The sequence below is a fragment of the Microbispora sp. CA-102843 genome, from assembly GCF_050936215.1.
GTDB lineage: Bacteria > Actinomycetota > Actinomycetes > Streptosporangiales > Streptosporangiaceae > Microbispora.
In genome coordinates this window covers 5,756,388-5,771,420 of sequence record NZ_JBNJNF010000001.1, presented here as the reverse complement: position 1 = coordinate 5,771,420, position 15,033 = coordinate 5,756,388, and the positions used below count along the sequence as shown (strand labels likewise).

Below are 15,033 nucleotides of genomic sequence, written 5' to 3'. Positions count from 1 at the left end.
AGGACGTCCGCGACAGACAGGAAGAGGCAACACATGGGGTTCGATCGCTGGCCCGGCCGCGGCGGCAGGTCCGCCGTGCTGGCCGCCACGTTCATAGCGATACTCGGCACCGCGGTGCCCCCGGCCGGAGCGGCCGAAGCCACCACCACCGACGACCAAGGACTCGTCGCCTGGTATCGGCTGGACGAGACCAGCGGCACGACCGCCGCCAACGCGGTGGCGGACTCGGGCGTCCCGGCCGCCACCATCGCGGGGGGCGCCGCGCTCAACGGCGCCGACGGCGTCAAGCTCGACGGCGTCGACGATTATCTGAGGCTGCCGAACAACATCCTGGCCGGGCTCGACTCGGTGACGATCTCGCTCGATGTGCGGATCGACAGCTCACAGACCACCCCCTACTTCATCTACGGCCTGGGCAACACGAAGGGCACGAGCGGCGACGGCTACCTGTTCACCACGGGTGACGCCTACCGTGCGGCGATCGCCTCGGGGGACTGGACCACCGAGCAGAACACGAGCAAGGGATCCGCCCTCGCACGCGGGGTCTGGAAGCACGTGACCTACACGCTCGACGACGCGACCGACACCGGGATCCTCTACGAGGACGGGGTGGAGGTCGCCCGCAACACCCGGGTGACCCTCAAGCCCGGCGCGATCGGTGGCGGGACGACGCTGGCCAACTACATCGGGCGGTCCCTGTATTCCTCCGACAAGTACCTCAAGGGCGACGTGCGCGACTTCCGGCTCTTCAACCGCGCGCTGAGCCCGTCCGAGGTCGCCGGCCTGGCCGGAACGCACGCGGCCGTGACCGGGGTGACGTCGCCCCAGCTGAAGGCGCCGGCCGTCATCGACATCACCGCGGGCACCGTGACGCTGCCGGTCGTGCCGGAAGCCGACCTCACGGCTCTCGCGCCGACCCTGATCGTCTCGCCCCAGACCACGGTCTCGCCCGCCAACGGGTCCGCTCACGACTTCACGCACCCCGTCGTCTACACGCTCACCGGCCCCGGCGGGATGAGCAGGACCTGGACGGTCAAGGCCCTGCCGATGCGCAGCCCGGTCATCCCGGGCTACTACGCCGACCCGAACATCGTCGTCTTCGGCGACACGTACTACATCTATGGGACGACCGACGGCATCGCGGGCTGGGGGAGCACGAAGTTCGAGGCCTGGTCGAGCAAGGACCTCGTCCACTGGACCAACCGGGGCACGATCCTCGACCTCGGCCCCGACGTCACCTGGGCGGACGCCCGCGCCTGGGCGCCGACGGCCACCGAGAAGAACGGCACGTACTACTTCTACTACTCGGCCGACCAGAACATCGGCGTCGCCGTGTCCGACTCGCCGACCGGGCCGTTCAGGGACCCGCTCGGCAAGCCGCTGGTGAACAAGGCCGACTTCAACAACGCGCAGCAGATCGACCCGATGGTCTTCACCGACGACGACGGGCAGTCGTACCTGTACTGGGGCAACGGCAACGCCTACGTCGTCCCACTCAACGCCGACATGATCTCGTACGACCCCGTGAAGGTGCAGCGCTTCACCGGGCTCACCGGGTTCCGCGAGGGCTCCTTCATGCACAAGCGCAACGGCGTCTACTACCTGTCCTGGTCCATCGACGACACGGGCAGTGAGAACTACCACGTCGGCTACGCCACCGGACCGACCCCCCTCGGCCCGTGGACCAACCGCGGCACGCTGCTGGAGAAGGACCTGTCGCTGGGCATCAAGGGCACCGGCCACCACTCAGTCGTCCAGGTCCCCGGCACCGACGAGTGGTACATCGCCTACCACCGCTTCGCGATCCCCGGTGGGGACGGCACCCACCGCGAGACCACGATCGACCGTCTGACCTACACCGCCGACGGGCTGATGGCGAAGGTGGTGCCCACGCTGGAGAGCGTCGACCCCGTCGAGGTCCCCGGCCCGTCCCGCCTTCCCCTGACCGTGGCGGCGTCGTCACGGTGCGTGGGGTCGTCGGCGTACGTGGCGGTGACGGCGGTCAACGGCGCCGACGTGCCGGCGACAGTGACGCTGACGACGCCGTACGGGTCGAAGACGGTGGCCGACGTGGCTGCGGGCAAGCAGGCCTACCAGTCGTTCAACGCCCGGGTGCGGCAGCTGCCGGCCGGTGAGGTCACGATCACCGGGGCCGCGACGGTCGGCGGGAAGCCCGTCACCACCTCCTACCAGGCCGCCTACCCCGCCGTCGCCTGTTGACGAGGGCAGGGACACGTCCCGCGCCCCGCACGAACCGCAAGGAAAGGAACATCGTGAGAATCAGGCGTGTCATCGGCATGGCCGCCGCCGTTTTAGCCGCCGGCACAGCCGCGCTGACCGGCCCGACGTCCGCGCTGGCGGCGGGTTCCGCCTCGAACGACGGCCTCGTCGCGTGGTACCCGCTGAAGGAGACCAGCGGGACGGCGGCGGCCAACGCGGCGTCCGGGTCGGCGTTCGGCGCGGCCGCCGTGGCCGGCGGGGGAGTGCGCACCGCCCAAGGCGTGCAGCTGGACGGCGTCGACGACTACGTCGACCTGCCGCACAATCTGCTCGCCGGGCTGACCGACCTCACCGTGAGCGTCGACGTGCTGGTCGACGCCGCGCAGGCCACGCCCTACTTCATCTACGGCCTGGGCAACACGAGCGGCACGAGCGGCAACGGCTACCTGTTCACCACGGGTGACGCCTACCGGTCCTCCATCACCACCGGGAACTACCGGACCGAACAGACGGTGACCAAGGGATCGGCCCTCACCCGCGGCGTCTGGAAGACCCTGACGTACTCGCTGTCGGGCACCACGGCGACGCTGTACGAGGACGGCGCGCAGGTCGGCCAGAACACCGGCGTCACCATCGACCCGCAGGAGATCGGCGCGGGCGTGACCACCGCGAACTACATCGGCCGTTCCCTCTACTCGGGTGACAAATACCTGAAGGGGCAGGTCCGCGACTTCCGCCTGTACAACCGTGCGCTCAGCTCCGCCGAGGTCGCCGACCTGGCCTCCGCCACTGCCACGGCGGCGGCCGAGGCGGACGCGAACGCCCTCGACCTCGGCGACACGACGAGCGTGGCCGGCGACCTCGCACTTCCCGCCAAGGGCGCGCAGGGCTCGGCGATCACCTGGGCGTCGAGCGACCCGGCGGCCGTCACCGCCGCGGGGAAGGTCACCCGTCCCCCGTACGGAGCGGAGCCGGCGACCGCGACGCTCACCGCCACGGTCACCCGCGGCGTGGTCACCCGCACCAGGACCTTCCCGGTCACCGTCCTGCCGGAGCTCAGCGACGCCCAGACCGTCGCGTACGCCCTCGACCACGTCACGGTCAAGGACATCGGCGACGTGCGGGGGAACCTCAACCTGCCGGCCAGTCTCGCCGGGGTGACCCTGACCTGGACGTCGTCGAACCCAGACATCATCACCGGCACCGGCGAGGTCAGCCGGCCGGCCGCGGGCAAGGCGGCCGCGACCGTCACCCTGACCGTCAAGGGCGAGAAGGGCGGCGCCTCGGCCACCCGGGACATCGCCGCCACGGTGCCCGCCCTGCCCAAGGCGGAAAAGCCCTTCGGCTACCTTCTGGCGCACTTCGTCGAGGACGCCAACGGATACAAGGAGAAGGTCTACTTCTCGCTCAGCCGCGGTGAGGACCCGACGCGGTGGTACCGCCTTAACAACGGCGAGGCCGCCCTCACGTCCAACCTGGGAACGACCGGCATCCGCGACCCCTACCTCGTGCGGTCCCCGGAAGGCGACAAGTTCTACATCGTCGCCACCGACCTGAGGATTTTCGGCGGAGACAACGCCGGGTGGGGAGTCTGGGGTTCCAAGGGCAGCCGATCGTTGGTGGTGTGGGAGTCCACCGACCTCGTCCACTGGTCCGAGCCCCGGCTGGCCGAGGTGGCGCCCCCGAGCGCCGGCATGGCCTGGGCGCCCGAGGTCGTCTACGACGAGGACAAGGGCGACTACGTGGTGTTCTGGGCCTCCAACCTCTTCGACCAGGCCACCGACCCCAACCACACCGGCTCCACCTACAGCCGGATCCTCTACGCGCGGACGAGGGACTTCACGGAGTTCACCCCCGCCAAGGTCCTGCTGGACACCGGCAGCGCGACCATCGACACCACGATGATCAAGGCGGGCGGCAAGATCTACCGGTTCCACAAGGACAACGGGCCCACCAACCTGAAGGTGTACGGCGATGTCGGGTCCGGCATCCTCGCCGACGACTTCACGATGATCAAGTCACACATCGGCGAGGCGCAGTACGGCGGCTCGGTGGAAGGGCCGCTGGTCTTCAAGGACAGCTACGCCGACAAGTGGTACCTGTGGGTCGACCGGTACGGCTCGGTCCAGGGCTACGCGCCGCTCGTTTCCACGGACATCGCGAAGGGCGATTGGGCGGCGCCCAGCGGAACCTTCGAGCTGCCCGCCAACACCAAGCACGGCGCCGTGATCGCCCTGCGCGGCGGCGAGTGGGAGCGCCTCGCCGGCCTGCACACGACGAGCGTCGAGGGGGTCGCGGCGCAGACCGATGTCGGCGTCTCGCCGGCCCTGCCGGACGCGGTGACCGTGCACCTCAGCGACGAAAGCACGCAACAGCGCAAGGTCACCTGGAACGCCATCGACCCGGAGGATCTCGCCACCGCCGGCACCTTCACCGTCAAGGGCGATGTCATCGGCACCGACGTCGCGGCCACCGCGACGATCACCGTGATCGGATCCTCCCCCTCCGTCCCGCTGACCGTGACCGCCTCGTCGAGGTGCGTGGGGTCGTCGGCGTACGTGGCGGTGACGGCGGTCAACGCTGCGGATGTGCCGGCGTCGGTGACGTTGTCGACGCCGTACGGGTCGAAGACGGTCGCCGATGTGGCTCCGGGCAAGCAGGCCTACCAGTCGTTCAACGCCCGCACCGGGCAGCTCGCGGCGGGCGCGGTGAAGGTGACCGGGACCGCCAGGATCGGCGGGAAGCACGTCACCTCGTCCTTCGACGCCACGTACTCCGCGATCGGCTGCGGGTGACCGAGTAGCGGCGTCAGGGCGAACGCCGTCGCCTGGGTGTCATGACCCCACCGGGGCCGGCCGAGCCCGGTCGGCCCCGGCACGCGGAAACGGAGAAACAAAGTGCTCATGCCCAAAAGGGCGACTGCCCGCAGACCCCCATCGCACGGCCGCCGCGCCGGATCGATAGGCCGTTAACGTTAACATTTTCGCAACGCGCCTCTTGCTCCGATCACCTGCTTTATACCCTGTGGATCACGCTGATGTGTGTTAGCGCTAACAGGGGTTCTCGTCTTGCCACCCCCCGAAGAAACGGAACGATCATGGCAATACCCCTCGACAGGCGGTCCTTCCTCCGTACCGCCGCCCTCGCCGGCGCGGCACCCCTTGTCGGCTCGCTTCTCCCCACACAGGTCGCTATGGCGGTCACGGCGACCGGGGGCGCGCTCCCGGCGCCGGCGGCCTGGGCGCTGCGGCCGTTCGCGTTGAGCGACGTGTCGCTCGGTGAGGGGATCTTCGCCGCCAAGCGGAAGCTGATGCTCGACTACGGGCGCGGTTACGACGTGGACCGGTTGCTGCAGGTGTTCCGGGCCAACGCCGGCCTGTCCACGCGCGGCGCGGTCGCGCCCGGCGGCTGGGAGGGGCTGGACGGTGAGGCCAACGGCAACCTGCGCGGCCACTACACCGGGCACTTCCTCACGATGCTGTCCCAGGCGTACGGCAGCACGGGGGAGGAGGTCTACGCCGAGAAGATCCGTTACATGATCGGGGCGCTGACCGAGGTGCGCGAGGCGCTGCGGAAGGACCCGGCGGTGCTGAGCGTGCCGGGCAGGTTCGGCACGGCGGCGGAGAACGTGCGCGGCTCCTACCAGTACGTCGACCTGCCCGCCACGGTCCTCGGGGGCTCGGCCGCCATAACGATCTCGGCGTGGGTGAAGCCCACGCACGGCGCGAACTGGGCGCGGGTGTTCGACTTCGGCAACGACACCACCCGCTACATGTACCTGGCCGTGCGCAACGCCTCCGGCGCGCCGCGCTTCGCCATCACGACCGGCGGGGCCGGCGGCGAGCAGGCCGTCAACGGCACCGCCGCGCTGCCGCTGAACGAGTGGAGCCACATCGCGGTGACGATCGCGGGCACCACCGGCACGCTGTACGTCAACGGCGCGGTGGCCGGGACGAACACCGCGATGAGTCTCAACCCGGCCGCGCTCGGCACGCTGAAGAACAATTGGCTCGGCCGCTCGCTCTACTCCGCCGATCCGGTGTTCGCCGGGGCGTTCGACCAGGTGAACATCTGGTCGCGGGCGCTGGGCGCCGAGGAGATCCGCGCCCTGCAGGACGCCGCGGCCGCCCAATCGCCGGTGGGCAGGGGAGACCTCGCGTCGTACGACTTCGACGAGACCTCCGGGGGCGCGTTCGCCGACGCCTCCGGCCGCGGCCAGAACGCCACGCTGCGCCGCACCTGGGGCGGGCCGAGCCACCCCGGCTTCCTCGCCGCCTACCCCGAGACGCAGTTCATCACGCTGGAGACGATGACGTCCGGCAACTACTCGGTGGTGTGGGCGCCGTACTACACGGCGCACAAGATCCTGCGCGGCATCGTCGAGGCGTACCTCAACACCGGCGACGAGCGGGCGCTGGACCTCGCGTCCGGGATGTGCGACTGGATGTACTCCCGGTTGTCGAAGCTGCCGAAGAGCACGTTGCAGCGGATGTGGGGCATCTTCTCCAGCGGTGAGTTCGGCGGGATCGCCGAGGCGATCTGCGACGTCCACACGATCACCGGCAAGCCCGAGCATCTCGCGCTGGCCAAGCTGTTCGACCTCGACAAGCTGATCGACGCCTGCGCAGCCGGCACCGACGTGCTGAACGGGATCCACGCCAACCAGCACATCCCGATCCTGACCGGCCTGGTCCGGCTGTACGACGAGACCGGCGAGGAGCGCTATCTGTCGGCGGCGCGGAATTTCTGGGGGATGGTCGTGCCGCCGAGGATGTACAGCATCGGCGGCACCAGCACCGGCGAGTTCTTCCGGGCGGCCGGCAGCATCGCCGGCACGCTCAGCGACACCAACGCCGAGACCTGCTGCGCCTACAACATGCTGAAGCTGAGCCGCGTGCTGTTCCTGCACGAGCAGGACCCCAAATACATGGACTACTACGAGCGTGCCCTGTTCAACCAGGTCCTCGGCTCCAAACAGGACAAGGCGGACGCCGAAAAGCCGCTGGCGACCTATTTCATCGGACTGGTCCCCGGCCACGTGCGCGACTACACGCCAAAGCAGGGCACGACCTGCTGCGAGGGCACCGGCATGGAGAGCGCCACCAAATACCAGGACACGATCTACTTTGTAAAGGCGGACGGCAGTGGCCTGTACGTCAACCTCTACAGCCCGTCCACACTGACCTGGGCCGACAAGGGCATCACCGTCGTCCAGAAGACCGCCTACCCCGTCGAGCAGGGCTCGACGCTGACCATCAAGGGGTCGGCCCGGTTCGACCTGCACCTGCGGGTGCCGTCCTGGGCGAGCGACGGCTTCACCGTGAAGGTCAACGACGAGGTCGTGCAGGGCCCGGCCGAGCCCGGGACGTACTTCACCGTCTCGCGGAACTGGCGCGACGGCGACACGGTGCGCGTCGAGATCCCGTTCCGGCTGCGGGTGGAGAAGGCCCTGGACGACCCCGGGCTGCAGACCCTCTTCTACGGCCCCGTCAACCTGGTCGCCCGTGACCCGCGAACCACTTACCTGCAGCTCGGCCTGTACGGCAAGGCCGCGCTGTCGGGCGACCTGCTGCCCGCCCTCACGCCGGTCAAGGACAAACCGCTGCACTTCACGCTCGGCGATCTGGAGATCGCGCCGTTCTTCGAAGGCACCGAGGACCCCACTCACGTCTACTTCCGCCGCTCGGAGCCCAAGGTCGTCCTCGGCGGCCTCGACTCCGGCGTCGCCAACCCCGCCAAGCCCGACGGCACCACGCTGCTCGACGAGATCTGGGCCGCCGCGCCGTTCAACGGCAAGGGGCTGCTGCTCCAGCACGTGAAGGCCACCGTCGACGCCTGGGTGACCGCAGGCCTGCTGAGCCAGGCCGACGGCGCGAAGGTCGTGGACACCGCTCAGAAAGCCCAGTACGAGTCCTCGCCCGCGGTGTCGCTGGCCGTGACCGCCTCGTCGAGGTGCGTGGGGTCGTCGGCGTACGTCGCGGTGACCGCGGTCAACAACGCGGATGTGCCGGTGACGGTGACGCTGACGACGCCCTACGGGTCGAAGACGGTGGTCGGTGTCGCCCCGGGCAAGCAGGCCTACCAGTCGTTCAACGCCCGCGCGCAGCAGGTGCCGGCCGGTGAGGTCACGGTCACCGGGACGGCGACGATCGACGGGGAGCAGGTCACCACCTCCTACCACACCACGTACGCCGCGACCAGTTGCGGATGACCCCAGGCGGTGGTCATGGCTCACGTGCCGCGATGCCGCGTGCCGTGAAAGCCGAACCCAGGGCCGGCTGATCGGCCGGTCCGCTATCCAGAAAGTGGAGAGATCAAATGAGAACCCGTAGAACCGCACAGATACTGGCCATGTCGGTGCTCGGTGTCGCGCTCGCCGGTGTCGGCGTGGCCGGTCCCGCACTCGCGGATGACGACCCGGGCAACGGTATCGATGTGTCGGTGAACATCGAGCCCATCCGCACTCCCGGTCAGCTGTCGATGACCGTGGCCGACAACAACGGAGTGGCCCTCACGGAGAACGGCTCGGATGCCGCCGCCCGCCAGTTCGTCGGCACTCTTCCGACGGTCACGGTGACCGACACCCGCCTGCCCGAGGAGATCCCCGCGGGCGAGTTCTGGGCGGTGGTCGGCCAGTCCAGCCAGTTCACCGCGACCGGCGACTCCGCCAAGACCATCGGCCCGGAGTACCTGGGATGGAAGCCGCGCCTGCTGAGCGACTCCTCCACCGGGGCGGTGTCGGCCGGTGAGCCGGTCTCCAGTGTCATCTCCGACGGCACCGGAGCCCCCACGGTGGGTCTGGAGGGCCAGGAGCTGCTCGCGTCGATCGCGAACTCCGCCGACGAGATCGGCACCTCCCAGGTCAACGCCGACCTCGCCCTGCGCACCCCGGTCGACGTCGCCGCCGGCGAGTACCACTCCACCCTGACCCTTTCGCTGTTCAACCAGTCCTGAACCGGCGGCGGGACGCCATCGCCCGCTGGGGGCGTCCGGGACGGGTGCAGACCGGCACCCGTCCCGGACACGGCGGCGCGTGGATCGACATCCCCGACAAGGTGACCATCGACGCCGGAGCCACCGCCGTCGTGCCCGTCAAGGTCTCCATCCCGCAGAACGCGACGCCCGGAGATCACCCCGCGGGGGTCACCGCGTCCGTGGACACGGTCTCTGCAAGACGTTCGACGCGGTCGAGCCCGGCAAGCAGGCGTACCAGTCGTTCAACGCCCGCAGAGCGTCGCTGCCCGCCGGCACCGTCACCGTGACCGGCACCCGTGATGGGCGCAGCGTCACCTACCACGCCGACTACCCGTCCATCGGCTGTCCCTAGTGCTGTAACCGGAAGCGATCACCCGCTCGGGTAGCCGTTCACCCGCGCAGGTGCCCGCAAGCGCGCCGTCAGCGCCTCTTCAACAGAAGCTCGGTGTTGCGGTCACCGGGCAGGCCCGCCAGCCCACTCCGGATGCCGGGGGAGTTGAACGAGAGCTCCCGGTAGAGCGCGGCCAGGCCGCTTTGGGACAGATCGGTGAAGTCGGTGCGGTGCGGCGCGGCCGACTCCACCAGCGTGGTGAACAGGGACAGCGTCCCATCGTGATTGTCGGCCAGCTCGACGACCCTCGCCAGCTGCGGGTAGTCGACGTGGGAGGCGGTGGAGATCTCCCAGAGGCCGCCATGAGGGACGATCTTGTTGAGGTGGGAGTGACCGTTGATCCACGCGGCCACGTTGCCGTGCTTCCTCAGCACTGCCAGCAACTCCTGCCCGCCGTGGCGCTTCTCGCGCGGGCGGGCCGGGTTGGGGGTGAGGTTGGTCATGGCCCAGCTCGGGTGATGGCTGAAGATCAGCGCGATGTCGTCGGCGTGGGTCTTCAGGGTCCGTTCCAGCCAGGCCAGCTGCCGGGCGCCGACCGATCCGCGGTAGTCGCCGCCGCGGTCGGTGGTGTCCAGGCTGATGCCGACGACGCCGTCGGCGATCCGGAAGGAGTAGTCCAGCCGGCCGCTGTCGAGATTGTCCCGGGTGTAGCCGTGGCCGACGGGTCCCGAGCCGGTGTACGCCGGGTCGAGGTGAGCGGCGATGTAAGCGTGCGGGCTCAAGGGGGCGCGGCGCTCGTCGGCGGTGACCGTACGTGCCTTGCTCCTGTAGCGCTTCCACGCGGCACGGAAGCGGGCGCCCGTGGGGTCGCCCTGGCGCAGTGCCCGGTAGACGGCGCCGGCCTCGGAGGCGGGCAGGGCGAACAGCTTGTGCGAGCCGGTGGCCAGGTCGGCGAAGAAACTGCCGGCCGCGGAGTAGGCGCCGCCGAACAGCTGGTCGTGATTGCCGATGGTGGAATACCACGGTACGGCCAGGCCGGGGCTGCTCACCTCGCGGATGGCCGCCTCCAGGAAGCCGTCCAGGCGAGGGAATCCCACCCGCTTGTCGACATCGCGCATGCCGGATTCGGGCTGCCAGTAGAGGCCCAGGCCGGCGTCCTGCACGCCCTCATACGCGCCGGGGTCGCCGGTGTTGGGGGTGAAACGGCCGCCGGTCATGGCGGTGAGGAACCACTCCACCTCGATCCGGGAGTTGTTGTCGGTGTTGTCACCGGTGGTCATGACGAAGCCGATCGGCGCCCGGGTGGCCGGGCCGTATCGCAGGGCGTTGACTTGTTCGATCAATGAGACGGCGCCGACGGCGGTCAACGCCTCCTGCGGGCGCCAGGAGCCCAAGTCTCCGGCGCGCAGGAACTCGTAGCGCTGCGGGTTCTGCACGTCGGTGATGTGCAGGTCGGTGAACTGGACAAAGCAGGCCAGCACCGTGCGGCGTTCGGCCCTGCCCTTCTTGGCCTCGGCCAGCTCGGTGCGTGTCACCCGCCGCCAGCCAGGGCCGTCGGACAGCCTGCGGAATCCGCCGGTGCCGTGCGATCCGGCGACGGTGCGGACCGTCGTCATGGGCGTCGCGGTCGAGGGCGTCACGGTCGAGGAGGCGGCCGGGGTGGAGGAAAGTGCGATCTCCAGTGCGACGCCCGAGGCGGTCATTCCGGAGGCGAGTAGAAAGGCGCGGCGGCTGAGGGCGGGATCCATGATGCTCCCCGGTGGTGGCGTCGAGGCGAACGTCCACTGGGGATGTTTGACTGCGGGAATGACTCCCGGCCTAACACGGCTGAAACGCTGTCCAGCCATATATGGCCTATAAATAGCCGTATGTGATATGGACACCTGGTGGCAGCAGGCCGGGAGCCTGCCGCTTTCCCGCTGTTCAAGAGAGCGCGGTCTCGAGCTCGCGAGGCCGCCGCGGCCCGGTCGGCCGACGCGCACCGCCGCACCTTCTGAAGGTCCCGTCGTGGACGCCCACCTCGCCGTCGCTACCGGAGATCAGAGCGTCCCATGCCGCACCCGCGGTCTGAGGTAGTCCCGTTCCCGCTGCATCCGGCGGGATGCAGCGGGGCCATTCGTGATCAGCACCGCCCGCTCTCGCCGCTGCCGCCGGAGGTGGGTTCTGATCGATAGGGACCGGGTGTGGTCGTCGGGGGAGCGGTCACGGGCATGTCCGGCCCGCAGCCGGATCTCCTTCAGCGCCGGACGCCCACCCGGTTGCGCCAGGCGAGGCCGATCCAGGCCGCGAGGGCGGCGAGCGCCACGAGAGCGATGATGCCGATCTTGAGGGGCATCCCCATCGCGCCTTCGTCGTCCGCCACGGTCGCCGCCACCGCGGCCTTGTCCGGTGCGCCCTCCGTCGCCTGGCCCGGTGCGGGCGCGGTCGCCGCCACGGGCGAGGCGGCGATGTCTCCCGCCTTCACCTTCACCGTCGCGTGTGCTTTGGAGGGCTCGGTCGCGGTCACGGTGATCTGCCACTCGCCGCTCGGCAGCGGCTCGGCGGAGTGGTAGAGATTCTGGCCCTCGGGCGACGACCTGAGCGGCACCGGCCCGAAGGACCGGCCGTCGGCCGAGGTCGCGACCAGCGTCGCCTCGACGATCTCCGTGACGGGATGACCGTCCTTCTTGTACGTCGCCAGCACGTTGACGTTGTGGTCGCCGTCCCCGATCACCTCCAGCTTGATCGCTCCGCCATGAGCGGAGGCCGCCGGTGCGCCGGCCACCAGCACGAGCCCGGCCAGCAAAACGGTGAGGACGTATGTCAGTGCCTTGTTCACGAGTCGTGACTCCCCTCGGGTTCGGTGTCGGGGGTGAGCGCCCCGTCGCCGGGTGATGTCGGCAGGAACACGTGCTGGTGCCCGTAGCCCGCGTCGACGTTCACGGCGTCGAGGGCGGTTGCTCCGACCGACCAGGTGAAGATCGCGTCGGCGCGTTGCCGTACGGCCAGGTCCATCGCGGCGGTGCGGGCCGGTCCGGCGAGGTCCCGCGCGGCCGCATAGGTGTCGACGGTCGTGGCGATCTGCCGTACGGCGGAGGCGAGGCTCGACCTCGCCACGTTGGTGGCGGTCTCGCCGGACGGCGGGTCGGCGAAGCCTTCGACGGCCGCCGCGGCCGCCTTCCGCCAGCTCGCGGCGTCGGCGGAGGTCACCACGGCCGGCCCGGCGGTGCCGTCGGCGGGCAGGGCCCGGTCCAGCCCGTCGAGCACGGGGACGAGCCGGTCCCGCGTGGTGCGGGCCAGCTCGGTCAGGGTCTTGATCTGCGTCTTGTCCCGGAGTGCGGATTCGGCGCGTAGCCGGTCGGCCATCTGCTCGATCGAGCTCGGCCTGGTAACCGTGAACACCAGGCCACCGGAGACGAGAGCGCCGAGCAGGAACGCTACCGCGAGGCCGAGCGCCCGGCTCCGGGTCGCATGCCGGACCGGCGTCGGGCGCCTGGGTCGGTTGATGGTCGCCACCTCCTGAGGGCGGAAGTCGGTGATCGGGGAAACGGGGGCCCCGCAACACGTGTCGCGGGTGATCTGCGGGTGGTTCAGCGGGGTGGAGAATCCTCTTCCGGTCTGTGGGCGCCCCTCGGAGCCGTGCCCCGCGGTCGCGGACCAGGAGAACTTCTTCGCGATGCTCGTGGATCTGCTCCGCCCACGCGCTCAGGTGCTCATGCCCCGAGAGGCGTACCTCGGCCGCTGAGGATGATCAGTTTCTCGATTCGCCTGCGGCGCCGAGAGCGGGTCACCCGGATGGCGAGGAAGGCGAGGATGAGGAGGGCGAGGAGAGCGAGCTGCGGCCATGGGACTGCCCAGACCGTGGTGTCGATCGCCACCCGCTCGGCGGTGATGCCCGGGAGGGGCTTGCCCGCGGGGGCGGGAATCGCCATGACCGTCGTGGTGATCGATCCCATCGGCCAGGCGCCGGTCACCCGTGCGGTGAAGGTGCGGCTGCCGCCCGGCATGATCTCCCTGGCCTTGGCTTCGGAGGTGTCGTCCCAGGTGCTCTCACCCACGAATGTGGACGTCAGGACCCGGGCGTCGGGGGCCAGCCGGACGTTGCCGACATTGGCGAGGGTGTAGGTCACCTCGACCGATCCCGAGGCGAAGGGGTTCCACGACCCCAGGTATTCGGCCCGCAGATCGGTCACGGCGACCTTGGCCACATAGTTGCCGGTCACCCGGATGTTCAGCCGGACGCCCACCCGGTTCTGGACCCGCACCTGGCCGGAGACCGTGTCCACGGACGCGGTCACGCCCGCGGGGTGGTCCCCGGGCGTCGCGTTCTGCGGGATCGAGACCTTGACGGGCACGACGGCGGTGGCTCCGCCGGCGATGGTCACCTTGTCGGGGACTTCGACCCACGATCCGCCGTCGGTCGGTTTGGCGTCCGACGGGCGCATGTCGAAGTAGCCCTTGGAGGTCAGGTAGCCGTCGTTGGCGTCGATCGCGAAGTCGACCGGCTGGGTGGAGCGGTTGACGACCGCGATGTGCTCGGTCACCTGCTGCCCGCCGGCGAGATCGATGTCGATGACGCTGCGGCCGTCGGGACCGTTGGCGTCGGCCGGCACGACCGACCAGGTGGTGTCGGCGTTCGACGGGGTGGCGAATGCCACCAGGGCGACCAAGACGGTCGCGCCGACAGTGTGCAGGACGGCGAGGAGGGCGAGGGCGCCCCGCGAACGGCTCTTGGTCAACGAAGGTGTCTCCGGTCTCATCGTGGGCGTCCGGGCCGTGCGAGAAACGCTCACACGGTCCGGACGCCCACAGCGGGCGGTGGCATCCCGCCCGCGGTTCAGGACTGGTTGAACAGCGAAAGGGTCAGGGTGGAGTGGTACTCGCCGGCGGCGACGTCGACCGGGGTGCGCAGGGCGAGGTCGGCGTTGACCTGGGAGGTGCCGATCTCGTCGGCGGAGTTCGCGATCGAGGCGAGCAGCTCCTGGCCCTCCAGACCCACCGTGGGGGCTCCGGTGCCGTCGGAGATGACGCTGGAGACCGGCTCACCGGCCGACACCGCCCCGGTGGAGGAGTCGCTCAGCAGGCGCGGCTTCCATCCCAGGTACTCCGGGCCGATGGTCTTGGCGGAGTCTCCGGTCGCGGTGAACTGGCTGGACTGGCCGACCACCGCCCAGAACTCGCCCGCGGGGATCTCCTCGGGCAGGCGGGTGTCGGTCACCGTGACCGTCGGAAGGGTGCCGGTGAACTGGCGGGCGGCGGCATCCGAGCCGTTCTCCGTGAGGGCCACTCCGTTGTTGTCGGCCACGGTCATCGACAGCTGACCGGGAGTGGTGGTGGGCTCGATGTTCACCGACACGTCGATGCCGTTGCCCGGGTCGTCGTCCGCGAGTGCGGGACCGGCCACGCCGACACCGGCGAGCGCGACACCGAGCACCGACACGGCGAGTATCTGGGCAGCTCTCTTGGTTTTCATGCGATTACTCCATCTATGGGGGGCGGGGCCGGCCGGCTGGTCGGCCGGCCGGCCC

9 protein-coding genes are annotated in these 15,033 nt (G+C 69.8%); 4 read left to right on the top strand and 5 right to left on the bottom strand.

From position 1 onward, the window contains the following. The first annotated feature begins 33 nt into the window (after window positions 1–33). The 4 genes from ACQEVJ_RS26805 (at window position 34) to ACQEVJ_RS26790 (ending at window position 9,174) form a co-directional block, all read left to right on the top strand. Window positions 34–2,220: a family 43 glycosylhydrolase gene (locus ACQEVJ_RS26805; RefSeq protein ID WP_433105613.1), complete on the top strand. Its 2,187-nt coding sequence runs from the start codon at window positions 34–36 to the stop codon at window positions 2,218–2,220. Window positions 2,221–2,273: 53 nt separating this feature from the next. Beyond that, the gene (locus ACQEVJ_RS26800; protein WP_433105611.1) at window positions 2,274–5,015 is read left to right on the top strand and encodes an immunoglobulin-like domain-containing protein; all 2,742 of its coding nucleotides are present in this window, start codon (window positions 2,274–2,276) and stop codon (window positions 5,013–5,015) included. A gap of 302 nt (window positions 5,016–5,317) precedes the next feature. After that, a complete protein-coding gene (locus tag ACQEVJ_RS26795; protein WP_433105609.1) occupies window positions 5,318–8,431 on the top strand; it encodes a beta-L-arabinofuranosidase domain-containing protein in 3,114 nt (1,037 codons plus the stop codon). 107 nt (window positions 8,432–8,538) lie between these two features. Further along, on the top strand, window positions 8,539–9,174 hold the full coding sequence (locus ACQEVJ_RS26790; protein WP_433105607.1) for a hypothetical protein: 636 nt from the start codon (window positions 8,539–8,541) through the stop codon (window positions 9,172–9,174). A 441-nt stretch (window positions 9,175–9,615) separates the two neighbouring features. Here ACQEVJ_RS26790 and ACQEVJ_RS26785 read toward each other — a convergent pair whose 3' ends face one another. The 5 genes from ACQEVJ_RS26785 to ACQEVJ_RS26765 form a co-directional block, all read right to left on the bottom strand. After that, window positions 9,616–11,274, bottom strand: a complete 1,659-nt coding sequence (locus ACQEVJ_RS26785; RefSeq protein WP_433105605.1) for a TIGR03767 family metallophosphoesterase — start codon at window positions 11,272–11,274, stop codon at window positions 9,616–9,618. 488 nt (window positions 11,275–11,762) lie between these two features. Then, on the bottom strand, window positions 11,763–12,344 hold the full coding sequence (locus ACQEVJ_RS26780; protein ID WP_433105603.1) for a hypothetical protein: 582 nt from the start codon (window positions 12,342–12,344) through the stop codon (window positions 11,763–11,765). Then, the gene (locus tag ACQEVJ_RS26775; RefSeq protein ID WP_433105601.1) at window positions 12,341–13,021 is read right to left on the bottom strand and encodes a hypothetical protein; all 681 of its coding nucleotides are present in this window, start codon (window positions 13,019–13,021) and stop codon (window positions 12,341–12,343) included. Before ACQEVJ_RS26775 ends, ACQEVJ_RS26780 begins: the two co-directional genes overlap by 4 nt. Window positions 13,022–13,218: 197 nt before the next feature. Next, window positions 13,219–14,244 carry a COG1470 family protein gene (locus ACQEVJ_RS26770; RefSeq protein WP_433105599.1) on the bottom strand — a complete coding sequence of 342 codons (1,026 nt, stop codon included), beginning with the start codon at window positions 14,242–14,244 and terminating at the stop codon, window positions 13,219–13,221. A gap of 98 nt (window positions 14,245–14,342) precedes the next feature. Continuing rightward, window positions 14,343–14,978, bottom strand: a complete 636-nt coding sequence (locus tag ACQEVJ_RS26765) for a hypothetical protein (protein WP_433105597.1) — start codon at window positions 14,976–14,978, stop codon at window positions 14,343–14,345. Window positions 14,979–15,033 lie beyond the last annotated feature (55 nt).

Excerpts from the sequence above, each read along its gene's own strand:
- ACQEVJ_RS26805 (WP_433105613.1), top strand. The coding sequence starts at position 34 with ATGGGGTTCGATCGCTGGCCCGGCCGCGGCGGCAGGTCCGCCGTGCTG.
- ACQEVJ_RS26795 (WP_433105609.1), top strand. The coding sequence starts at position 5,318 with ATGGCAATACCCCTCGACAGGCGGTCCTTCCTCCGTACCGCCGCCCTC.
- ACQEVJ_RS26790 (WP_433105607.1), top strand. The coding sequence starts at position 8,539 with ATGAGAACCCGTAGAACCGCACAGATACTGGCCATGTCGGTGCTCGGT.
- ACQEVJ_RS26785 (WP_433105605.1), bottom strand. The coding sequence starts at position 11,274 with ATGGATCCCGCCCTCAGCCGCCGCGCCTTTCTACTCGCCTCCGGAATG.
- ACQEVJ_RS26765 (WP_433105597.1), bottom strand. The coding sequence starts at position 14,978 with ATGAAAACCAAGAGAGCTGCCCAGATACTCGCCGTGTCGGTGCTCGGT.